This is a genomic window from Xanthomonas arboricola pv. populi, assembly GCF_002939945.1.
GTDB lineage: Bacteria > Pseudomonadota > Gammaproteobacteria > Xanthomonadales > Xanthomonadaceae > Xanthomonas > Xanthomonas arboricola_A.
The window spans coordinates 103141-125343 of record NZ_MDEB01000004.1 but is presented as its reverse complement, the minus strand read 5'-3'; the positions used below and the strand labels follow the sequence as shown (position 1 = coordinate 125343).

The 22203-nt window shown below is 68.6% G+C and carries 19 protein-coding genes, 1 other RNA gene and 1 pseudogene; 11 read left to right on the top strand and 10 right to left on the bottom strand.

Annotated elements, in window-relative coordinates; all coding sequences use genetic code 11:
• Window positions 1–76 precede the first annotated feature (76 nt).
• Window positions 77–1366: an MFS transporter gene (locus XaplCFBP3123_RS12720; RefSeq protein WP_172453246.1), complete on the bottom strand. Its 1290-nt coding sequence runs from the start codon at window positions 1364–1366 to the stop codon at window positions 77–79.
• A 97-nt stretch (window positions 1367–1463) separates the two neighbouring features.
• Here XaplCFBP3123_RS12720 and XaplCFBP3123_RS12715 point away from each other — a divergent pair, with 97 nt between their 5' ends.
• Window positions 1464–2351 carry a LysR family transcriptional regulator gene (locus tag XaplCFBP3123_RS12715; protein ID WP_104534376.1) on the top strand — a complete coding sequence of 296 codons (888 nt, stop codon included), beginning with the start codon at window positions 1464–1466 and terminating at the stop codon, window positions 2349–2351.
• 400 nt (window positions 2352–2751) lie between these two features.
• Window positions 2752–3420: a VOC family protein gene (locus XaplCFBP3123_RS12710; protein ID WP_104534375.1), complete on the top strand. Its 669-nt coding sequence runs from the start codon at window positions 2752–2754 to the stop codon at window positions 3418–3420.
• A gap of 18 nt (window positions 3421–3438) precedes the next feature.
• Here XaplCFBP3123_RS12710 and XaplCFBP3123_RS12705 read toward each other — a convergent pair whose 3' ends face one another.
• Window positions 3439–4245, bottom strand: coding sequence for a TatD family hydrolase (locus tag XaplCFBP3123_RS12705; RefSeq protein WP_104534374.1), 807 nt, complete (start codon window positions 4243–4245; stop codon window positions 3439–3441).
• A 351-nt stretch (window positions 4246–4596) separates the two neighbouring features.
• Window positions 4597–5514, bottom strand: coding sequence for a LysR family transcriptional regulator (locus XaplCFBP3123_RS12700; protein WP_104534373.1), 918 nt, complete (start codon window positions 5512–5514; stop codon window positions 4597–4599).
• Window positions 5515–5641: 127 nt separating this feature from the next.
• On the opposite strand from XaplCFBP3123_RS12700, the gene XaplCFBP3123_RS12695 reads away from it, so the two are divergent.
• From XaplCFBP3123_RS12695 to ggt, 7 genes are all read left to right on the top strand, one after another.
• Entirely contained in the window at window positions 5642–6694 is a 1053-nt protein-coding gene (locus XaplCFBP3123_RS12695) for an aromatic ring-hydroxylating oxygenase subunit alpha (RefSeq protein ID WP_104534372.1), read from the top strand.
• A 17-nt stretch (window positions 6695–6711) separates the two neighbouring features.
• Window positions 6712–7671 (top strand): PDR/VanB family oxidoreductase, encoded by a 960-nt coding sequence (locus XaplCFBP3123_RS12690; protein WP_172453245.1) that lies wholly within the window; start codon window positions 6712–6714, stop codon window positions 7669–7671.
• 400 nt (window positions 7672–8071) lie between these two features.
• Window positions 8072–9385, top strand: coding sequence for an NCS2 family permease (locus XaplCFBP3123_RS12685; RefSeq protein ID WP_104534370.1), 1314 nt, complete (start codon window positions 8072–8074; stop codon window positions 9383–9385).
• 113 nt (window positions 9386–9498) lie between these two features.
• Window positions 9499–11070, top strand: a complete 1572-nt coding sequence (locus XaplCFBP3123_RS12680) for an adenosine deaminase family protein (protein ID WP_104534369.1) — start codon at window positions 9499–9501, stop codon at window positions 11068–11070.
• 80 nt (window positions 11071–11150) lie between these two features.
• The gene (locus XaplCFBP3123_RS12675) at window positions 11151–12302 is read left to right on the top strand and encodes a nucleoside hydrolase (protein WP_104534368.1); all 1152 of its coding nucleotides are present in this window, start codon (window positions 11151–11153) and stop codon (window positions 12300–12302) included.
• Between the two features lie 208 nt (window positions 12303–12510).
• Entirely contained in the window at window positions 12511–13971 is a 1461-nt protein-coding gene (locus XaplCFBP3123_RS12670) for an AtzE family amidohydrolase (RefSeq protein WP_104534367.1), read from the top strand.
• Complete coding sequence (gene ggt, locus XaplCFBP3123_RS12665; protein WP_104534366.1) at window positions 13971–15551, top strand: gamma-glutamyltransferase; 1581 nt, start codon at window positions 13971–13973, stop codon at window positions 15549–15551. Before XaplCFBP3123_RS12670 ends, ggt begins: the two co-directional genes overlap by 1 nt.
• A 17-nt stretch (window positions 15552–15568) precedes the next feature.
• On the opposite strand, the gene XaplCFBP3123_RS12660 is transcribed toward ggt, so the two are convergent.
• A non-coding RNA gene (locus XaplCFBP3123_RS12660) (sX9 sRNA) lies at window positions 15569–15632 on the bottom strand.
• A gap of 53 nt (window positions 15633–15685) precedes the next feature.
• Between XaplCFBP3123_RS12660 and XaplCFBP3123_RS12655 the strand changes: the two are divergent.
• Together XaplCFBP3123_RS12655 and XaplCFBP3123_RS12650 are read left to right on the top strand one after the other, a co-directional pair.
• A pseudogene (locus XaplCFBP3123_RS12655) lies at window positions 15686–16148 on the top strand (transposase); the annotation flags it as partial.
• An 83-nt stretch (window positions 16149–16231) separates the two neighbouring features.
• Window positions 16232–17005: an OBAP family protein gene (locus XaplCFBP3123_RS12650; RefSeq protein WP_104534365.1), complete on the top strand. Its 774-nt coding sequence runs from the start codon at window positions 16232–16234 to the stop codon at window positions 17003–17005.
• Window positions 17006–17048: 43 nt separating this feature from the next.
• Here the strand turns inward: XaplCFBP3123_RS12650 and XaplCFBP3123_RS12645 are convergent, their stop codons facing one another.
• From XaplCFBP3123_RS12645 to XaplCFBP3123_RS12620, 6 genes are all read right to left on the bottom strand, one after another.
• Window positions 17049–17747 carry an energy-coupling factor ABC transporter permease gene (locus XaplCFBP3123_RS12645; RefSeq protein WP_104534364.1) on the bottom strand — a complete coding sequence of 233 codons (699 nt, stop codon included), beginning with the start codon at window positions 17745–17747 and terminating at the stop codon, window positions 17049–17051.
• Window positions 17748–17809: 62 nt separating this feature from the next.
• Window positions 17810–18244 carry a nitrile hydratase accessory protein gene (locus tag XaplCFBP3123_RS12640; RefSeq protein WP_104534363.1) on the bottom strand — a complete coding sequence of 145 codons (435 nt, stop codon included), beginning with the start codon at window positions 18242–18244 and terminating at the stop codon, window positions 17810–17812.
• Window positions 18241–18894 (bottom strand): nitrile hydratase subunit beta, encoded by a 654-nt coding sequence (nthB, locus tag XaplCFBP3123_RS12635; protein WP_104534362.1) that lies wholly within the window; start codon window positions 18892–18894, stop codon window positions 18241–18243. The genes XaplCFBP3123_RS12640 and nthB overlap by 4 nt, the downstream gene beginning before the upstream one ends.
• 16 nt (window positions 18895–18910) lie before the next feature.
• The gene (nthA, locus tag XaplCFBP3123_RS12630; RefSeq protein ID WP_104534361.1) at window positions 18911–19543 is read right to left on the bottom strand and encodes a nitrile hydratase subunit alpha; all 633 of its coding nucleotides are present in this window, start codon (window positions 19541–19543) and stop codon (window positions 18911–18913) included.
• A gap of 33 nt (window positions 19544–19576) precedes the next feature.
• Window positions 19577–21091, bottom strand: a complete 1515-nt coding sequence (locus tag XaplCFBP3123_RS12625; RefSeq protein WP_104534360.1) for an amidase — start codon at window positions 21089–21091, stop codon at window positions 19577–19579.
• A 186-nt stretch (window positions 21092–21277) separates the two neighbouring features.
• On the bottom strand, window positions 21278–22144 hold the full coding sequence (locus XaplCFBP3123_RS12620; RefSeq protein ID WP_104534359.1) for a transporter: 867 nt from the start codon (window positions 22142–22144) through the stop codon (window positions 21278–21280).
• Window positions 22145–22203 lie beyond the last annotated feature (59 nt).

Sequence of the window (22203 nt, the reverse complement as noted above, 5' to 3'; positions counted from 1 at the left end):
GTCTGGGGGCCTTCTTGGTGATTCCAAGCAAGCGCCGCAAGCACGCCCCTTAGCCCGCCGCGTCGGTCGATCTGCGTCACTCGCCGCGTGCAGGATGCGGCGCAAAGCGACCGTACGGCCGCGCGTTGTCGGCGCGTTGGCGCAGCACGTAGGCCGCCGCAAAGGCGAGCGCCAGCAAGGTCAGGCACATGCCGACCAACGCGCCCCAGCCACCGTGTTGCCAGAACCAGCCGCCGAGCGCGCCGATCACGCTGGAGCCGGCGTAATACGCCAGCAGATACAGCGACGCGGCGTGACTGCGATGCGCACCGCCGAGCCGGCTCACCCACGCGCTGGCCGCCGAATGCGCAATGAAAAAGCCGATCGTCAGCAACACGATGCCGCCCACCACCAGCGCCAGCACATGCGCCAGGGTCAGCGCCACGCCGAGTACGCACAGCACGATGCCGGTAGTGACCACCGGGCCGCGCCCGAAGCGATCCGACGCCGCACCGGCCACCGACGAACTGACGATGCCGAACACATAGGCGCTGAAGATCATGCCGATCTGGCTCTGGCTCAAGCCGAATTCCGGCCCGCCCAGTCGAAAGCCGGCATAGTTGTAGAGGCAGACGAACACGCCCATCAACAGGAACGGCAGCGCGAACAGGAACGGCAGGTTGCGATCGCGCAGATGCCCGGCCCAGGCGCGCAGATGGAAGCGCAGGTTGATGCCGTGCCGGCGCACGAAGTTGCGCGACGGCGGCAGCAACCAGAAGAACGCCAGCGCGCACAGCAGGTCGAACACGCTCAGCATCGCCAGTGCGGTGCGCCAGTCGTAGTGATCGGTCAGCACGCTCATCACGATGCGTCCGCTCATGCCGCCAAAGGCATTGCCGGCCACATACAACCCGGTGGCCGCGCCCATCTTGTTGGCCGGCAGTTCCTCGCCCAGATACACCATCGCCACCGCCGGCACTCCGCCCAGCGCGATACCGGACAAGGTGCGCACCAGCACCAGCGCGCCCCAGTGCGGCAGGAATGCGGCGATCAGATTGAGCAGCGCGGCCAGCGCGATCGACACGAACATCAGCCCGCGCCGGCCCAGGTTCTCCGACACTGCGCCGGCGCAGAAGATCGCCAGGGCCAGCGCGCCGGTAGCCAGCGACAATGGCAGCGAAGCGGTGGCCGCGTCCACGCCGAAGGCGCGCGCAAACTCGGGCAGTACCGGCTGCACGCTGTACAGCAGCGAGAAGGTGGCAAAGCCGGCCAGGAACAGCGCCAACCGGATGCGGCCGCTGGCGGGCGCGTCGGCAGCGGGTGCGTTGTTGGCAAGGCCGTCGGTGGTGCCCGGCAAGCTGCCGGCGCGGTGATCAGGAGAAGACAAGGGAGCAGCATCGAGACATGGGACGGCGAGTATTCGCCCGCCATGACCCCCTGTCCAATATATGATTCTGGCAGTTGCCATATGCAGAACAGATAGCATGGAACTTCGCCATTTGCGCTACTTCCTGGCCGTCGCCGAGGAGGGCAACTTCACCCGCGCTGCGGCACGGGTCGGCATCGGCCAGCCGCCTTTGAGCCAGCAGATCCAGGCGCTGGAGCGCGATCTGGACACCCCGCTGTTCCGGCGCACCCACAGCGGCGCCGAGCTGACCCCGGCCGGCGAGGCCTTCCTGGTCGAGGTGCGCCGCGTGCTTGCCGATGTGGAGCGCGCCGCGGAAACCGCACGGCGGGTGGCGCGTGGCGAATCCGGCCGGCTGCGCCTGGGCTTCACCGCCTCGGCCGCGTTCAACCCGGTGGTGCCGCACCTGATCCGCGACTTTCGCCGGCAATGGCCGCAGGTCGAGCTGTTGCTGGAAGAAACCAACACCGCCGGACTGCTGGTGGCCCTGGCCGATGGCCGCCTGGACGCGGCCTTCGTGCGCTACGGCCTGAGCACGCCGCCCGACCTGCAACTGCTGCGCTTTGCCGACGAACCGATGAAGATCGCCGTGCCGACCGCGCATCGTCTGGCCGAACGCAACAGCGCGCCACTGGCGGCGCTGGCGGGCGAGCCGTTCATCCTGTTCCCGCGCAGCTTCGGTTCCAGCCTGTACGACGAGATCCTCGCCGCCTGCCGGCAATCCGGCGTGACCCTGCGCATCACCCAGGAGGCGCCGCAGATGTCGTCCATCGTCAATCTGGTCGCCGCCGAACTGGGCGTGTCGGTGGTGCCGGCCTCCACCGCGCAGCTGCAGCTGCCCGGCGTGCGCTATCTGGATATCGAAGGGCAGATGCCGCTGGCCCGGCTCGCCCTGGCGGTAGCGCCAGGCGCATTGGACACCGCGCCGTTGGTGCGGCATCTGTGGGCGCTGGCGGAAGTGCTTTGAGCGAGGGTGATCTTGAGCCGACGGCACCACGGTTGCTGTAGGAGCGCACTCGTGCGCGATGTGGCTGTCCCGGTAACGCCCTCGCGCACGAGTGCGCTCCTACCTGCCAACAAGCTGAAAGATGTTGGATTGCTTTGCCCGCAACCAGCGATGGCGCTGTCTTTTTGAGCCGAGGTCTGATCAACGCACCCTGTCAGCCACACCAGAAGCCGTTGGTCGTGTGGAAGCGCACATGCCCGCGATGCTTGCGTGGCGGCCTCGTCGCGGCGAAGGCCTCCGCTGCAGACATCATGCCCGTTGCCAGCGCGCGCAAGTGCCCTGCCGAATCCGAACACATGGCTTGACCTCAACCGCGGTTGAGGTCGTTCAATGCCTGCTCCTTCCACCACGTGCGCCTGCCATGCATCTTCGCCATCTGTTGTTGCCCTGCCTCGATCCCGACATCAGCCTGCGCTTCTATCGCGACGTGCTGAAGCTGCCGCAACACGGCAACAGCGTTCGCATCGGCTGGAGCACCCTGGAATGCGTGCAGACACAGCAGCCGGTGGGCAGCGTGCATCTGGCGTTCAACGTGGCGCCGTCGCGCTTCGACGCCGCTGCGCAATGGATCGGCGCACGCAGCAACCTGCTTGCCGATCCACACGGCCGTCGGCAGTTCCAACTGGACGGCGTATGGCAATCGCACTCGGTGTATTTCGCCGGCCCCGATGGCGCGGTACTCGAGTTGATCGCGCGTCGGGCGCTGCAGGACGTGGTCACCGGCGACGGTGCGTTTCACGGCGAAGAGTTGCTGTGTGTCAGCGAAATCGGATTACCCAGCAACGATGTCGCGGCGGTGACCAGCAGCGTCGCCCATCACTTCGGCGTGCGCCCGTTTGCGCCGACGGTCGAAGGCTTTGCCGCGCTGGGCGACGATGATGGCCTGTTGATCGTCGTCGATCAGGCGCGGCGCTGGTTTCCGCAGCAACGGCAGTTGCCGTGGGCCAGTGGTGTACGGGTCAGCGTGGATGCACCGCAACCGGGGCTGCGCCTGCGCGATGCGCAGGGCTGGGAGTTGCTGGCGGCGTGATCGCCCACGCCGCACACGTCATGCCGCGGCTGCAGGCGCGGGCAGACGGAAAAATGCCCGCGCGGCCGCCGTGCTGTTGGCCGCGGTCAGCGCCACGTCCTCGCCACGATCGCGCGCGAGTTCTTCCACGATATGCGACAGGAACATCGGCTCGTTGCGGCGGTCCTTGGGCATCGGCTTGAGCGTGCGCGGCAGCAGGTAGGGTGCATCGGTTTCGATCATCAACCGGTTGGCCGGGATGTTGCGCACCAGCTCGCGCAGATGCACGCCGCGGCGCTCATCGCACAGCCAGCCGGTGATGCCGATGTAGTAATCGCGGTCCAGGTAGTCGAACAGTTCTTCGCGTGTGCCGGTGAAGCAATGCACCACGGCCGGGCCGAGCCGGCCATCGAAGCTGCGCATGATCGACATGAAATCGTCGTGCGCCTCGCGTTGGTGCAGGAACAGGGGCTTGCCGTTATCGGCAGCCACTTGCAGCTGGCGCTCGAAGGCCTTGTGCTGGGCCGGGCGCGGGGCGAAATCGCGGAAATAATCCAGCCCGCATTCACCCACTGCCACCACCTGCGGATGCGCGTGCAGCGTGCGCATTTCGGCCTCGCATTCGACGGTGAATTCCACTGCGTGGTGCGGGTGCACACCGGCGGTGGCGTAGAGGAATCCGGGGTGCTGCTGGGCCAGCTGAAGTGCAAGCGGCGAATGCTCGCGGCTGGCGCCGGTGATCACCAGCTGCGCAACGCCCGCCTCGCGTGCACGTTGCAGCACTGCGTCGCGGTCGCGGTCGAAGGAGTCGTGGGTCAGGTTGGCGCCGATATCGATCAACTGCATGCTACGGGTGCCGCCTGAAAGAGCAGATGTAATTGTACTGGGTGGACGTTGCCCTCATCCGCCCTGCGGGCACCTTCTCCCGCAGGCGGGAGAAGGGAGACACACGGCGTCAACTGCGTGTTATCGGCGTACCTGCATGCGAATGGCAGTACCGGTATGCCCCCATCCACCCTGCGGGCACCTTCTTCCGCAGGCGGGAGAAGGGAAACGCACGGCGCCAGCTGCGTGTATCGGCGGTACCTGCATGCGAATGGCAGTACCTGCATGCCATCGGCCTGCACGAACGCACGGCCTTTCCCCTCTCCCGCCCGCGGGAGAGGGGCAGGGGTGAGGGCCGCTTGCGCAGCACACTCACCCCACCACCGGCACCACCATCGCATCGATCTTCGCCGCCAGTGCCTGGATCGCCAGTTGCGCCGAGCGCGAGAGTTGCCGCTGCGGGGCCACGCACACCGCCAGCGTCATCGGCTTGGTCAGGTGGCGGCGGAACGGCACGAACGCCAGCCGGCCGTCGGCCACATCCGGTGCCGCGTCCAGCCAGGACATCAGGCCCACGCCGGCACCGGCACGCACCAGCCCGCGTAGGGTGCGCACATCGTTGCAATGCGTCAGCCGCTTCACGTCGATGTGCTGGCGTTGGTACAGCACCTTGGCGTGCTCGCCGACGATCAACGGGGCGGCCGGCAGCAGCAGGCGATGCTCCAGCGTCTCGCTCAGCTGCAGCTCGGTGCGGGTGCTGAGCGGGTGGCCGACCGGCATCGCAATCCCCAACGGGATGTCGGCAAATGCGCGCACCTCCAGGTCCACGCTGCTCACCGGGTCCAGCAGCAGGCCGATGTCCACATCGGCCGAGGTCACCATTTCCATCACCCGCTGGTTGCGCGCGGTGGACAGGTTGAAGGTGATGCCGGGGTACTCCTGCACCAGCGCCGCCACCGCCGCCGGCACCACGCCCTCGCTGAGCGCGTCGATCATGGCGATCTCCACATGCCCGCGGCGCAGTCCCTTGAGCTCGTCGAAGCGCTCCAGCGTGCGCGCGTAGGCCTTCTCCCAGCCGCGCACGTCCACCAGCAGCAGCTCACCGGCGGCGGTCAGCCGCAACCGGCCGGGCAGGCGCTCGAACAACTGCGCGCCCAGCTCTTCTTCGGCCTTGAGGATCTGCCGGTCGATCGCCGAGGCCGACACGTGCAGCACGTCGGAGGCCTTGCGGATGCTGCCGCAGCGGGCCACTTCGATGAAGTAACGGGTGAAGCGGGAAAAGGTCAGCATGCGGCGGGGCTCGGTTGGCGTTGCATTTTTTGCAATGGCTTGGCTGAAAATCGATGTTTGATAACACACCCCCGGCTTCCTAGAGTCAATCCGGCACCGCTCCCGCCCTCCGCCAGAGACTGGACCCATGGATGTCGCCGTCCCCGCCCTGCCGCTGCACTGCACCTTCGCCGCCGCCGACTGGCAGCGCCTGGCCCAGCACTGGCACGCGGTGGCGCTGAGCAGCGAGGTGGGCGAGGCGCCATTCAAGGCCACCCTGCTGGACGAGCCGCTGGTGCTGTACCGGCTGGGCGAGGAGCTGGTGGCCGCGCGCGATGTCTGCCCGCACCGTGGCGTGCCGCTGAGCATGGGCACCGCCGATGGCGGCGGCGTGGTCTGCGCCTACCATGGGCTGCGCTTCGGCGCGGGCGGGCGCTGCAACCATATCCCCGCCAGTCCCAATCAGAACATTCCGGCCAAGATGCGTCTGCACACCTACGCGGCGGCCGAGCGCTACGGGTTGATCTGGGTGTGCCTGACCAAACCGGCCGGCGTCAGCGCGGCCGAGGTGCAGATCCCGCCGATGCCCGGCTGGGACGAGGAAGGTTTTCAGCAGATCGTCTGCCCGGCCTTCGATATCGGCGGCAGTGCTGCGCGCCAGCTGGAAGGCTTCATCGACGTGGCGCATTTCGCCTTCGTGCACACCGCGACCTTCGCCCAGCCGGACAAGCGCGAGGTGCCGGCCTACACCACCACCGAAACGCCGACCGGCTTCAATGCCGACTATCTGAGCTCGGTGGCCAATTATTCGGTGGACATGCCGCTGCCGGACGTGGACCCCAACTTCCAATGGCTGCGCCATTTCGAGGTGCACCTGCCGTTCACCGCCACCCTCACCATCCATTTCCCGGTACCGGGCAAGCGGCTGGTGATCATGAACGCGGCCAGCCCGGTGTCCAAGCACAAGACGCGCCTGCTGGTGCCGATCGCGCGCAATTTCGACACCCATCTGCCAGTGGAGGACGTGCACGCCTTCAACCTGCGCGTATTCGAGGAAGACCGCGCGATGGTCGAGGCGCAGCGCCCCGAATACCTGCCGCTGGACCCGCTGCTGGAAGTGCATATCCCGGCCGACCGCAGTTCCATCGCCTATCGCCGTGGCCTGCGCAGCCAGGGCTATAGCGACTTCTTCCTGCGCTGACCGCCAAGGAGCACGCCATGCAGTTGCACGAGGTCCGCGTTGCCGAGGTCGTCGACCAGGGCCATCGCCAGCGCGCGATCCGGCTGGAGCCGGTCGGCGCGGAATTGCCGGCCTTCGAGGCCGGCGCGCACGTGGACCTGCACCTGCCAGACGGCATGATCCGCCAGTATTCGATCGCCAGCGCACCGCATGTGCGCGACCACTATCTGCTGTGCGTGAAACTGGCCGATGCCTCGCGCGGCGGCTCGCGGCACCTGTGCGAGCAGCTGAGCACCGGCGACCGCCTGCGCATCTCCACACCACGCAACCTGTTTCCCCTGCATCCGGGCGAGCGCCACGTCTTACTGGCCGCCGGCATCGGCATCACCCCGCTGCTGTCGATGGCCGAAGCGCTGGAAGCGCGCGGCGAACCCTTCGTGCTGCATTACTACGCACGCCGGCACGCCGATGTGGCGTTCGGGCAGCGGCTGCAGCAGGGCTTCACGCATGGCCAGGTGCAGGTGCACCTGAGCGACGGCGGCGAAAGCCCACGCGTGCATGTGCCGGACGAACTGGCACAGGCGCGTGCGCACGACCAGCTGTACCTGTGCGGACCGGCCGCCTTCATGGACCACTTCACGCTGCTTGCCGACGCGCATGGCTGGACCGCGGAGCGACTGCACCGCGAACACTTCGCCGCCGCCGCACCCAGCCTGGCCCACGATGCCGACAGCGCCTTCGAAGTGGAGCTGGCCGCCAGCGGTCGCGTGGTGCAGGTGCCGGCCGACTGCAGCATCGCCAGCGCCCTGCTGGATGCCGGCATCGAGGTGCCGCTGTCCTGCGAGCAAGGCATGTGCGGCGCCTGCCTGACCGGCGTGATTGCCGGGACGCCGGATCACCGCGACAGTGTGCTCAGCGACAGCGCGCACGCCGCCAATACCCAGATCACGCTGTGTTGTTCGCGTAGCCGCTCGCCGCGGCTGGTGCTGGATCTTTGAGCGCTCCGTATGTCGTGCGCCTGCGCAGACAGGACGACAGCGGGCGCGCAGGTGGCTGACGCCGGTCACGCTGCAGCGCGAAGCGGCGGCCAACGTCGCACGACACCTGTGGACGGACGTGAGCCCCGCATCTTCTTTCACGGTTTGATCGATGGGTGCACAAGGCGCCGCCGGCGCAGATACAGACAAAGCCTGCGGTTATGCCATTACACCGCGCAACACGCATTGCACTTGCAGCGCAATCCGTGCGAAGGGTCCGTGGCAACCGCCGTCGCACAGTGCAAGATATTTGGCCCGCGCGCGTCCACCTCAATCGCGCGTGCCCCTCTGTGCCGATGAGATGCCTGCCGATGGTTGTTTGTGTGATCGCCTTCGCCCGCCCGTGCCGGGGCGCACGCTGATGCGCTGGCCCGGATTTGCGCTGTCCGACAATGGCAGCAGCGTGCGTACCGAGGTCCTGGCCGGTGCCACCACCTTCCTGACGATGGCCTACATCGTCTTCGTCAACCCCGACATCCTGGCCACCACCGGCATGGACCACGGCGCGGTGTTCGTGGCGACCTGTCTGGCCGCCGCGCTTGGCTCGCTGTTGATGGGCGTGCTGGCCAACTATCCCATCGGCATGGCACCGGGCATGGGCTTGAATGCGTTTTTCGCTTTCTCTGTGGTGGGCACGCTGGGTTACAGCTGGCAGCAGACGCTGGGGCTGGTGTTCGTGTCCGGCTGCGTGTTCCTGCTGCTCAGCGTCACCGGCGCGCGACGCTGGCTGGTGGATGGCATCCCACCCACCTTGCGCAGTGCGATTGCAGCGGGCATCGGCCTGTTCCTGGCGTTGATCGGCTTGCAAAAAGCCGGGCTGGTGGTGGCGCATCCGCAGACGCTGGTGACCCTGGGCGACTTGCATCGGCCCGAGCCATTGCTTGCGTTGGCTGGGCTGCTGCTGATCGGCGTACTGGAGGTGCGCCGCGTGCGCGGGGCGATGTTGCTGGGCATCCTGGCGGTCACCGTCGCTGCGCTGGCGCTGGGTCTGGTGCACTATCAGGGCGTGCTGTCGCTGCCGCCGAGCCTGGCGCCTACGCTGCTGCAGCTGGATATTGCCGGCGCCTTGCAAGGCCATGGTGGCAGCGGCGCACTGACCGCCGTCCTGCACGTGGTGCTGGTGTTCGTGCTGGTGGAAATGTTCGATGCCACCGGCACCTTGATGGGCGTGGCCCAGCGCGCCGGCCTGTTGCACACACAGGCGCACCGTCGCCAGTTCGACCGCGCCCTGCTCGCCGACAGCACCGCCATCCTGGCCGGCTCGCTGCTTGGCACTTCCAGCACCACCGCATACGTGGAAAGCGCTGCCGGTGTACAGGTGGGTGGGCGTACCGGGCTCACCGCGCTGGTGGTGGCAGCGCTGTTTCTGCTGGCGCTGCTGTTCTCGCCATTGGCGGCGATGGTGCCGGCGTATGCCACCGCACCAGCGCTGATCTACCTGGCATCGGTGATGCTGCGCGAGTGCACGCAGATCCAGTGGGACGATGTCGGCGACGCGCTACCGGCTGCGATCTGCATGCTGGCCATGCCGCTCACCTATTCCATCGCCACCGGCCTTGCCTTCGGCTTCATCACCTATGCGGCACTCAAGCTGGGCAGCGGCCGCTGGCGCGCCGTGCATCCGGCCACCTGGGCGATTGCCGGCCTGTTCGTGCTGCGCTATGCCTTGGAGTGAGCGAGTCGCCGCAGCTATTTCATCTCCTGCCCCCTGGTCACCCACCGCGTCGCGCGGCAAGCTGCACCGCAACCGGCAGCGCCACGTGCTGTCTCATTCTCAGAGCTCACCACATGCCACATCGTTATCGCTGTCTGATCCTCAGCTTGTGCACCTTGTTACCGGGCATGACGCTCGCACGCCCGGCGCAGGCGCCTGCGCAACAACGCGAGCAGCAGGTGGCGCAGCTGTTTCACGACGCGGCCGCGCAACCTGCGCAATTGCGCGCCTGGCTGCAGGCCATGCCCAAGGGCGGCGACCTGCACAACCATCTGTCCGGCTCGGTGTATGCCGAGGATTACCTGCAGTGGGCCAGCGAAGATGGCGCCTGCGTGCAACTGGACGACCTGAGCCTGCGCGCACCGCCGTGCGGAAAGGACCAGGAGCCCGCACGCGACCTGGCGACGCGCAATGCCGCGCTGTATGACCGGGTGGTGGATGCCTTGTCGATGCGCAAGTTCCTGCCCAGCCAGTCGCAGCCCACCGGACACGATCAGTTCTTCAGCACCTTCGGCAAGTTCGACGCGGTGGTGCGCGCGCACGTTGCCGACACCGTGGCCGCAGTGCTGGAACAGGCCGCACGCGACCGCGTGCCCTATGTGGAAATCATCGCCAACCCGCCGCAGATGGATCAGGCGGCAAAACAGATGCAGTCCCTGCCCTGGAAGGGCGACGACGACGCGGCCAACCTGCGCGCCTTGCAGGATGCCTTGCCGCCGCTGGTGCAGGCCGCACAACGCGCGCTTGCCGACACCGATGCGCAGGTGCGCCGCGTGCTGCAATGCGACCAGCCCACGGCGCGTCCCGGCTGCCAGGTGACGTATCGGTACGTGCCTTATGTGCTGCGCGTGTTGCCGCAGCCGATGGTGTTCGGGCAGATGGCGCTGGCGCATGCGCTGATCGCCGCCGGTGGCAGCCACGCGGTGGCGTTGAACATCGTCGCGCCCGAAGACAACCCGGTGGCGCTGGCCGATTACGCGCGGCATATGGCGATGTTCCGCTTCTTCGCCGCGCGCTATCCCGCTGTGCCGCTGTCCCTGCATGCCGGCGAGCTGGCATTGGGTCTGGTGCCGCCGGCACAACTGCGCTCGCATATCCGCCAGGCGGTGGACGCCGGGGCACGCCGCATCGGTCATGGCGTGGACTTGCCTTATGAAGACGACGCCGATGGGCTGCTGCAGCGCATGCGCCGCCAGCAGGTCGCGGTGGAGATCAACCTCACCAGCAACGATGTGATCCTCGGCATCAAAGGCCCCGCACATCCGCTGGCGATGTATCTGCGCGCCGGTGTACCGGTGGTGCTGTCCACCGACGATGCCGGCGTCTCCCGCGCGGACATGACCCACGAATATCAACGCGCGATGCAGGAACAAGGCCTCGATTACCCCACGCTCAAGCAGCTGGCCCGCAACGGCCTGACCTACAGCTTCCTGCCGGGCGCCAGCCTGTGGGATACCGACGGTAAAGCTGCGCAGGCCTGCGCCACCGCATTGCAGCGCGACACCGATGATGCTGCCTGTCGGGCATTCCGCCAGGGCAGCGAGAAGGCACGGCTGCAATGGCAGCTGGAAACCGACCTGGCCCAATACGAGCGCACGCTGTTGCATGTAGGAGCGCGCCCGAGCGCGAACGGGCTTTCCCGGTAACGCCCTGTCGCGCGCAGGCACGCTCCTACAAATGCGACTTCCGCTGCAATGCATTCCCTTCCCTCCCTGACCAAAGCGCAATGACCGACCCGCACCCCACCTCATCCAGACGCCGCGTCATTCTCGAAGACGACATCGATGGCTTCACGCCTGCACAGCTGTTGCTGTTGCAGTCGCCCGAGGTCGAGGTGCTGGGCATCAGCGCGGTCAGCGGCAACATCTGGCGCGACGAAGTGCTGGCGCATAGCTGCCGTCTGCTGGAACTGGCCGGCCAGCCGCAGATTCCGGTGCTACCCGGCCCGGTGCATCCGCTGCTCAACAGCGAGCTCGCCACCGAGCGTTGGGAAGCGCTGTACGGCAAGCTGGTCTGGAAAGGTGCGTGGACCAAGCACTGGGTGGATGGCGACACCGTGCAGAGCGCGCCGCGTTATCACGCGCACGACGTGGTGCCCGAGTTGGCGTTGGGCAACCCCAGCGTGGTGCGCGCGTGCGACGAGCCGGCCGCGTTATTTATGCTGCGCATGGTGCGCCAGTATCCGGGCGAGGTGAGCATCATTGCCACAGGCCCGTTGACCAACCTGGCACTCGCGCAATCGCTGGATCCGGCCTTCGCCACGCTGGCACGCGAGCTGGTCTACATGGGCGGCAGCCTCAACCCGCGGCAGCAACGCAACAGCGTCAGCGCGCAGCAGTTCGCACGCGAGTTCGTCAACTCGCCACGCCGCGAATTCAATATCCGCTGGGATCCGGAAGCGGCCAGCATCGTCATGCGCGCGCCCTGGCGCAAGATCACCATGGTGCCGGTGGATCCGTCGACAGCGACCGAACTCACGCCCGACCTGCTGGCGCGCATGAGCGCGGCCGATACCAGCATCGGCCATGCCTTGCGGCGCCGCGAACCGGGTCTTCCGCTGTGGGACGAGCTGGCCACCGCGGTATGGCTGCGCCCCGAGCTGGCGACACGGACCGAGACGCTCTACGTCGATACCAACACCGCCTTCGATGCCGGCTACGGCGACATCCTGTCGTGGGCACCGGGGTACCAGCCGGGGCTGGGCGAGCAGGCGCAGACCGTGGTGCACGCGGTGGACGTACCGGCGTTCGAGCAGTTGTTGATCGATCACCTCACTGCGCCGCAACCGCCAGCAGTCGGGGTGCCGCTCCCCCGTCTCCCCTCGGGAGAAGATGCCCAAGGCGCGGATGAGGCTGCGCCCCCGAGCCATGGCGATTGACTGGCAATGCTGAAACGCCGCGCCTGTCATCCACCTTGGTCGTAGCACCAACCGCAGCTCACTTGACGCGTCTGTGCATCCTGCCAGGTCCGCCGCAGCCCACTAGCCGGTTCAGCAGCGGCGCATTCGCACCACCCGCAGGCCGCGACATCGAATCCCGACTCCCAAATCCCGAATAACGAATCCCAGCTCCCAACAAGGTGACCCCATGCAACTCCCAGCGCAGTGGCAGGCCGGCATCGATCACAATACCGAGGTGCTGCGCGGCCACGCGCAGCTGCTCGCCAGCTTCAACGCCCCGCATCCCGCCGCGCCGGACACCACCACCCCGCGCGGGCTGATCGCCTCCATCGTCAGCACCACCCGCAGCCAGCCCACGCTGGCCGCACGCCATGCCACCCAGACGCTGACGCGCATCCATCAGGCCAACGACAGCCTGCGCGCGATCACCCGCCTGCTGCCCGCACGCGCCGCCGCCGACGCCGCGCGCGTGCAGGCCGCGCTGGCCGGTGGCAGCGACGGCGGTGCGTTGGCCGGCGTGCCGTTCGTGGTCAAGGATCTGTTCGACGTCGCCGGCCAGGTCACCACCGCCGGCGCCGTCGTGCGCGCGCAGTGCGCGCCCGCCGGCCGCGACGCGGCCGTGGTGCAACGGCTGAGCGACGCCGGCGCGGTGCTGGTGGGCACCGCCAACATGGACGAATTCGCCTACGGCTTCGCCACCGTCAACGCGCACTACGGCACCACCGCCAACCCGCACGATCACCGGCATCTGGCCGGTGGCTCGTCGGGCGGCTCGGCCGCCGCGGTGGCCGCCGGGCTGGTGCCGTTCGCGCTGGGCTCGGACACCAACGGCTCCATCCGCGTCCCGGCCGCGCTGTGCGGCGTGTACGGCCTGCGCCCCACGCACGGCGCGTTGCCGCTGGATGGCGTGTTCGGCTTCGTCGATGCGCTGGATGTGGTCGGCCCGTTCGCCACCTCCATCGCCGATCTGCGCCGTGTCCATGAAGTCATGCTTGGTCGCCCGCTGGCGTCCTGCAACGCCGGCAGCTTGCGCATCGCGCGCCTGGGCGGCTGGTTCCAGCGCAACCTGGATCCCGAACTGGACGCCGGCCTCAGCACGCTGCTGACCGCCTGCAACAGCCTCACCAGCATCGACCTGCCCGACGCGCAGCGCGCCCGCGCCGCCGCCTTCGTGCTCACCGCTGCCGAGGGCGGCCACCGCCATCGCGCCGGCCTGAGCACGCAGGCCGAGCAGTTCGACCCGGCCACCCGCGACCGCCTGCTCGCCGGCCTGCAGCTGCCCGCCAGCGCAGTGGCCGATGCGCATCGCTTCGCGCAGTGGTTTGGCACCGCCATGCAACGCCTCTGGGACGCGGTGGATGTGTTGATCGCGCCGGCCACACCGTGCGTGGCACCACGCATCGACCAGGACACCATCCAGATCGATGGCCTGCCGGTGTCCGCACGCGCCAACTTAGGCGTCTTCACCCAGCCGCTCGGCCTGGCCGCCTGCCCGGTGCTGGCCGCGCCGTTGCCGCGCCCCGGCCGCCTACCGCTGGGCGTGCAGCTGATCGCCGCGCCCGGCCGCGAAGACCGCCTGTTCGCGCTCGCCGCGCAACTCGAACGCGACGGGCTGCTCGCCTTCAGCCCACCGGCGGAGACACGCTGATGCTGCATACCTTGCGCGCACGCCGCGGCATGGTCGTGGCCCCGCACCACCTTGCCGCGCAGGCCGGGCGCGATGTCCTGCGCGACGGCGGCAACGCCATCGAAGCGGCCGTCGCCACCGCCGCCTGTCTGGCCGTGGTCTACCCGCACATGACCGGCATCGGTGGCGACGGCTTCTGGCTGATCCACGACCCGGACGGCCGCGTGCACGCCATCGACGCCTGCGGCCGCGCCGCCCAGGCCGCAACCCTGGACTTCTATCGCGGCCACGCCAGCATTCCGTGGCGCGGCCCGGGCGCGGCCAATACCGTCGCCGGCACCGTCTCCGGCTGGGCGCTCGCGCTGCAGCACGCAGGCGGCAGCGTGTCGCTGCAGCGCGTATTGCAGGACGCCATCCACCACGCAAGCGCCGGCGTGCCGGTCACGCTGGGCGGTGCGCACATCGCCGCCAGCAAGAGTGCCGAACTACGCGCGCAACCCGGCGCCTACGCCGACATCTTCGAACCGCACGGCGCGCCGCTGCAAGAAGGCGCACTCTTGCAACAAGCGCAACTCGCACGCACCCTGCAGCGGCTGGCCGACCAGGGCCTGGACGGTTTCTATCGCGGCGCACTGGCCGACGACATCGCCGCCGACCTGCAGGCGCTCGGCAGCCCGCTCAACGCACACGACCTCGCAAGCCATCATGCCCAAGCCAGCGTGCCGCTCTCGGTCGCCATCCACGGCGCGCGCCTCTACAACCACGCGCCGCCCACGCAAGGATTGGCATCTCTGTTGATTCTCGCTTTGTTCGATCGCCTGCATGCCGAACACCCCGATAGCTACGCGCACCTCCACGGCCTGATCGAAGCGACCAAACACGCCTTTCTGATCCGCGACGCACACCTCGGCGACCCCGCCTGGATGACGCTGGACGCACAGGCGCTACTCGACGACAGCGCCGCACTCGACGCGCTCGCCGCACGTATCGACATGCGCAGCGCACTGCCCTGGCCGCAGCCCTCGCAGGCCGGCGACACCGTCTGGTTCGGCGCGATCGACACGCACGGCCGCGCGGTCAGCTGCATCCAGTCCACCTATTTCGAATTCGGTTCCGGCCTGGTGCTGCCGCGTACCGGCATCACCTGGCAGAACCGTGGCTGCAGCTTCCGCCTCGCTCCCGACGGCTGGAACGCGCTCGCCCCGGGCCGCAAACCCTTCCACACCCTCAACCCGGCCCTGGCCACCTTCGACGATGGCCGCGTCATGGCCTACGGCACCATGGGCGGCGAAGGCCAACCACAAACCCAGGCCGCCATCTTCTCCCGCTACGCGCGTTTCGGCATGCCGCTGCAACAGGCCATCAGTGCACCGCGCTGGTTGCTCGGCCGCACATGGGGCGAAGACAGCACGTCACTGAAGCTGGAAGACCGCTTTGATCCGGCGCTGGTGCAGGCATTGCGCGATGCCGGGCATGCGGTGGAGTTGTCGCCCGCATATACCCCGGTGATGGGGCACGCAGGCGCGTTGGTACGCGAAGTGGACGGTGTGATCAGCGGGGCAAGCGACCCGCGATCCGACGGAACGGTAGCTGGATGGTGATGGCTGGATCTTGGAGCGGCTGACAACACTTAGCGAGCGGTGGTCAGGTGAGTGCGGGCGGCGCGCTCAGAACCGGAGGGTAAGATTCAAGAGTGGTCCATGCCGATTCCGAGCACCGACCGCGCCCGCCTGGCGGCCGCAGTCGTTTTGTTGGCCGCTCTAAAATTCATCGGGCTTGCCGCAGATGCTCGAACAGCCATCACCTTCGGATTGACGCCTGGCAACGCGCATGACGCACCGGCAGGCCGCACGTTGCTTGAACGTCTGGGGCCAGTGGAGCGGCCGATTCATTCGTTGATGGACCGTGCTCACGAAGGCAACGACACCCGCCAGTTGGCGCTCGATCTTGGCTTCGTGCCGGTGGTCCCGCCGAAATCCAATCGGGTCGAGCCTTGGGAATACAACCGGGAGATGTACAAGCGGCGCAACGAAGTGGAGAGGCTGTTCCGACGCTTGAAAGGCCACCGCCGGCTTTTCTCTCGCTTCGAGAAGCTGGATGTCATGTTCCTCGAATTCCTCAGCTTCGTCCTGGTCGTTGATGGGCTTGGGATGTGTGACCACGCCCCAGCTGTCTTGCATGGTTTAACCCCGCATTGACGACCGCGGGCCAATGCTGCCGTCTGCGGAAGCGGTGGAGGGGACTGCCGGTGTCTGCACACCCGCCACCATGGAGCACCCGCATGCGCACGTCGATCCTGATCGCTCTTTCGTTTTCGCTGCTGGCGTGTTCGCGCCAGTCCCCCGCACCGGCGGTGGCGCCGCCCGGCCGGGCGGAGACGCCGCACACGCAGGCGCTGGAGGTCGGCGCGCAGGTACTGCAGCGCACTGCGCCGCTGGCCGGGATGGACATCCATCTAGTGGGGTTCCACCCGATGAAGGACGATCCGCACCGGCAGATGGAAGCGCACCACTTCTGCCGGCAGGTCAACGAGGACTTCGCGCAGTGCGCGCTGTTCGACGGCGACGGCACGCAGGCCAACCTCACCGGCGTGGAGTACATCATCTCCGAGGCGCAGTTCCTGAAGCTGCCCGCGGCCGAACGCCGTTACTGGCACCCGCACAACGGCGAGATCCTGACCGGCCAGCTGTCGGCCCCCAACCTGCCGCTGGCCGCCGAGAAACAGCTGATGCGCGGCAAAATGAACAGCTACGGCAAGACCTGGCACACCTGGCACTCGGCCGACGGGGTGGCGCCGGGCGATGCGCTGCCGCTGGGCGAGCCGATGCTGGCGTGGTCGTTCAACCGCGACGGCGAGGCCGACCCGGCGCTGATCGCCCGCCGCGACCGCGCCGCCACCTACAGCACCGCCCAGCGCCGCGCCGACCGCCAGGACCTCACCGCCCTGGCCAGGCCGCAACAGGGCGTGGACGCGCTGCGTGCGAGCTTCCCTGCGGCCACGCCGGTGCCGGGCGTGGTGGAGGCGGCAGCCGCGGACGATGGCGTGAAACCCTGACCCGGCCGCCGGGCGATCCCGGCGCAGTGCGCGCCAGGGCCGCTCACGACACGGGTGCGATGGCCCGGGCAGGCTGGTGCAGCCGGCGCTGGAGCAGCAGGCCGTCGCCGGCGCGACCGGCCTGCCTGGCCAGGGCGAGTACGGCAAGGTCCAGCAGGGGTTCCAGCAGCAGCACCATCGCATAGGCGCCGCCGAAGGACACGACCGCGGCGCCGTTCCCGGCCGCGAGTCCACGCCCGTAGAACGCCCAGAATGCCACCCACGCGACAATGCCGGCCTGGTAAGCCGCCGACAGCGCCAGGGCCTGGCGATAGCCCACGTCGGCGTACCGGGTGTGCGCCGGAACGATGTGCCGCGCCAGCACCGACACCGCCAGCAGCGGCGCCACCAGGGTGGTCAGGTTCATGCCGTACTGCGGCAGGTCCTGCGGCGCGAACAGCAGGCCCTGGACCAGCAGGCCCAGCGCCAGCCCGAGGGCCGCCGGCGCGGCCCCGAACAGCAGGAACAGGGTCGAGCCGAAGATGAAATGGACTTCCGAGACGCCCACCGCCGGGTGCGGAAGCAGTTCGAACAGGCACAGCACCAACGCGGCAACCGCCAGCACGCGGGTGGCCAGGCGCAGCGGGCCGCTGTCGCGCAGTCCCTGCGCTGCCAGGGCGAGGGTCGCCACGCCGGTGGCGGTGGCGGTGGCGTGGCCCAGCCAGAGCTTGGTGGCGTCCACGAGTCCGGGTTCGATGTGCATGGGAAGTCTCCGTTGGCGTTGGGGCAGGACGGGATCGATGGAGAAGCCGGAGCGCGCCGGCTTCAGGGCCGGCATGCCGGACTGGTGGCCACCGGTGTGCGTTGCGGCCGGTGCGGGTGCGCGTGCGCGGGGGGGCAGTCGGCGTGCGCCAGCGCCACCGGATGCCCGTGCGGCGTGTTGAGGTAGGCCTGCCGCCACTGCGCGGCGCGTTGGTCGATGTCGTGCTTGCCGGCCAGGCCGAGCCCGCCGACCATGCGCTCCATTGCGGCCACCCACTGCCGGTAATACGCGTCGTTCGCGCTCTCGCCGGGCTGCGCGGGGGCGGTGCGGATCTGCTCGCTGAAGACCTGCACCCAGTCCCGCCAGGCGAACCGCCCGGCCCGGTGCAGTTGCACGATCAGGGAAAACGCCTGGGCCTGCCAGGGCGTGTCGAAGACCGGTTCGACGTCATCCCGCGGCAGGCCGGGCCCGCTGTCGGGGGTGGGGATCGTGCTCATGCCGCCTCCAGGTAGCTGTCCCACAGGTCGATGCGCAGCGTGTCCGGGCGGGCTGCGCCCCACAGTTCCTGCGCGGTGAAGTGCACGCTGTAGACGTGCTGCGGTTGTTCGCCCTGGCCGTGGGCCATTGCGTCGGGGGTGGCGAACACGCCGTGGTGAAGGGCGATGCGCCCGGTCTTGCCGCGCACGTAGCGGGGCAGGCGGATATGCGTGGTCGGGTTGAGGTTCTTCGCGCGCACCCGGTCGCCTACCCTGAAACGGGCGGCCACGGCATGCTCGACGCGGGCCGACGCGCCGGTCCGGACCACCGGCTCCACGTTCGCTGCGGTCAGCACGGTGGGCGCAGGGGCGGGCAGCACCGGGCCGGCGCGGCCACACAGCTCGGCGGGCGTGAGCGTGCCCTTTTCCACCAGCAGGGTCTCGAAGGCGTGCAGCCAGTGCTCGTAGTAGCTGGACTGCAGATAGTGCGCCGGGTCCATGCGCTCGATGGCGTGGCGGAACTCGTCGACATTGAAGTGCCCGCCGGCGAACAACGCGGCGAACAGCGGGAAGATCTGCCGCTCCCAGGCGTGGTGGAAGTACGGCTCGTCATGCTCGATGGGCACCGGGCCAAAGCCGTGGCCGCCTCCCAGGTCGTGGATACCGTTCATGCGTGCGTGCTCCTTTTCATGCGGTGGTCTCCGGGCCGGCGGGGATGCCGGTGCCGATCATCGAATCGCGGGTGACCAGGGTGGCCAGGCGTTCTTCGGTCCAGCCCTCGGTGCCGGCAGGCCGCTCGGGCAGGACCAGGTAGCGCAGCTCGGCGCTGCTGTCCCAGACCCGCACTTCGCGCTCGGCGGCGATCTCCAGGCCGAACTCGGCCAGCACGCTGCGCGGGTCGATCACCACGCGCGAGCGGTAGGCCGCGGACTTGTACCAGGCCGGTGGCAGGCCCAGGGTCGGCCACGGATAGCAGGAGCACAGGGTGCACACCGTTACGTTGTGCACCGCCGGCGTGTTCTCCACCACCACCATGTCCTCGCCCTGTACGCCGGAAAAGCCCAGCTCGGCGATGGCCGCGGTGGCATCCACCAGCAGCCGCTGGCGGTAATCCGGATCGGCCCAGGCTCGCGCCACCACCCGGGCGCCGTTGCGCGGGCCGATCCGATGCTCGTAGGTCTCGATCAGCGCTTCCAGCGCCGGGGGGTCCACCAGGCCCTTGTCCACCAGCAGCGATTCCAGCGCCTTGACGCGCAGGGCGACGTCTTCCGGTGGTTCGGTGTGGTCATGGTCGTGATCGTGATCGTGGGTATGGGTCATCTCACAGCCTCCTGGAACGTGATCGGCATCGGCTCACAGCGTCTGCCAGTCCACCGCGGCCTCGAACGCCGCGGCGGCCTGGTAGACGGTGCCTTCGTCGTGGTGGCGGCCCACCAGCATCAGGCCGACGGGCAGCCCGTCGGCCTGGCCGCAGGGAATGGACAGGGCGGGATGGCCGGTGACGTCGAACGGGGTCGTGTTGCCGATCATCTCGAACGCGCGGCCGATGTAGTCGGCCAGCGAACAGTCGGGCGCCGGCAGCGGTTGGGCGACGATCGGCAGCGTCGGCATCACCAGCAGGTCGTAGCGCGCCAGCGCCCGGTCGTAGCCGGCACGCGCGCGGCGGGCGATGTTCTGCGCCTTGGCGTAATAGCGGCCCTGGTAGCGCTCCAGCCCCCACTGGCCGACGAACATGCAGAGCTTGAGCGAGGCGGACAGCCCGTCGGCCTGGTCGCGCCAGCCGGCGTGCTTGTCCAGCAGGCCGACGTCGTACTGGCCCTTCCAGTTAAAGCCCATGCCGTTGCCATGCATCATCTGCACGGTCAGCCCTTCGCAGCCGATCGGCGACCACAGCGCGCCGGCCAGGGTGTGTTCGGGTACCGAGACATCCTCGATTGCCGCGCCGAGCGACTCCAGGCGGGCAATGGCCTGGCGCACCGCGTCGTCCACCCGGGGGTCGAGGTTGGGCAGCCGGAAGCCTTCGGCGAGGACGCCGATGCGCAGGCCGGCCACGCCGCGGTCCAGGCGCTGGGTGTAGGCCGTCACCGGCGGCGCGTACTGGCGGGGGTCGAGCCCATCGGCGCCGGCGATGACTTCCAGCATCAGCGCGTTGTCGCGCACGTTGGCAGTGATCGGGCCGGCGTGGTCGATCGTGGCCTCGATCGGCATGATGCCGGTGTAGGGCACCAGGCCGTGGGTGGGCTTCATGCCGTAGGTGCCACAGAACGCGGAGGGAATGCGGATCGAGCCGCCCTGGTCGCCGCCGATCGCCAGGTCCACCTCGCCGGCCGCCACCAGTGCGGCACTGCCGGATGAGGAACCGCCGGCGATGTAGCCGTGACGGCGCGGGTTGTGCACCGGCGCCGGCTCGGAGGTGTGGCTGGAACCGGACAGGCAGAAGTGTTCGCAGGTGGCCTTGCCCAGCACGGTGGCGCCGGCGTCCAGCAGGCGCGTGACCACGGTGGCGTCGAAGGCCGGAACGAAGCCTTCCAGCGAGGCGGCGCCGTTCATCATCGGCACGCCGGCGACGGCGACGTTGTCCTTGAGGACGACGCTACGGCCGGCTAGCGGGCCCTCGGCGGCGCCCTTGATCTCGGTGCGGTAGTACCAGGCGTTGTACGGGTTGTCTGCCGCGGCGGGACGGTGGCCGGCCGCGCGCGGGTAGCGCACCTCGGGCACTTCGTCGGGCAGCGCATCGATCAGGTCGTAGGCCTCGAAGCTGGGTTGCATGAGCGCCAGGTAGTCCCCCGCCTGCGCCGGGGTCAGGCGCATGTGCAGGCCGGCGGCGAGCGCCTGCAGCTGGTCGGTGTCGGGTCGAACGATGGCCATGGAGCGGAATCCCTTTTCCGGCGCGGCCGGAGGATGGAGAGGAGCGGGGTGATGCGTCGGGGCGCGGGCACCGTTCGTTGGCCGGCCCCTCGCCCGTCGATGGTCTCAACCGTAGCGGTGCGGGCCGCCGCAGGCGTGGCTGTGCGCGCCACCGGCTTGGCTGGCACGGACAAGATGGCGGCCGCCTCAGAACACCCGCAGGTAGCGCAGGTTCATGCGGAAGTCCTCGCGCGGCCCGTTGTCCACCGCCACGTCCCGGCCCAGCTGCAGCTGCAGTTGGTCCTTGGGGCTGACGAACTGGGTGACGGTGAAGCGCACCTGGGTGGTCTGCCGGCGATCGTCCTGATCGATCCCGTCCACGCGGCTGCGTCCACCGTGGCCGTAGTTGAGGCCCAGGCCGAAGGCGGTCGCGGCGGTGGGCATGTAGCGCCCCATCGCCTGCACGCTGTAGGACACGTCCTGCTCCAGGCGGGAGGAGCTGGCGCCGAGATCGTCGTTGTCGCCGTACCAGATCACGTCGCCCACCAGGTCCAGCGCCCAGCGCGGCGAGAAGTGCCGGACGTAGGCGGCCTGCAGATCCAGCTTCCAGCGGTTCTCGCCCAGGTTGAGCGCATCGTTGCGGTCGTAGCGCCCGGTGGGCAGGTAAAGGTAGGGCGTGAGCGCGAGCACGTCGCCAGCGGCATTGAGGCGATAGCGCAGCGGAGCCGCCAGGATGAGGTCGGCGACGCCCTCGGCGCTCCCCAGCGCCGCGGCATCGCCACCGCCGGACACGTGCCCGAACGGCAGCAGGACCTGCGGGTCCACGGTCACCCGCTCGCCGAGCCGAAACACGTGCAGCAACCGCAGGATGCCCACATCCGAGGTCAGGTCGAAGTCGTTGCGTGCCCTGCGCCCGCGGGTATACAGCGCATCGGTGGTGGAGTGCTGGTAGTAGACCAGGGCGGCGGTGGTGCCGGCCGGCAACTGTTCGTAGTCGCCGGGCGCCACCTCGATGGCCTGGGCGTGGAAGGCGCAGAAGCCGAAGACAGCGAGCAGCGGGCGCAGCACGTGCATGAGTGTTGCTCCTTGGGTCGGGGAAGGGCGCAGGGTCGCGACCGGTCGCGGGCAGGCGG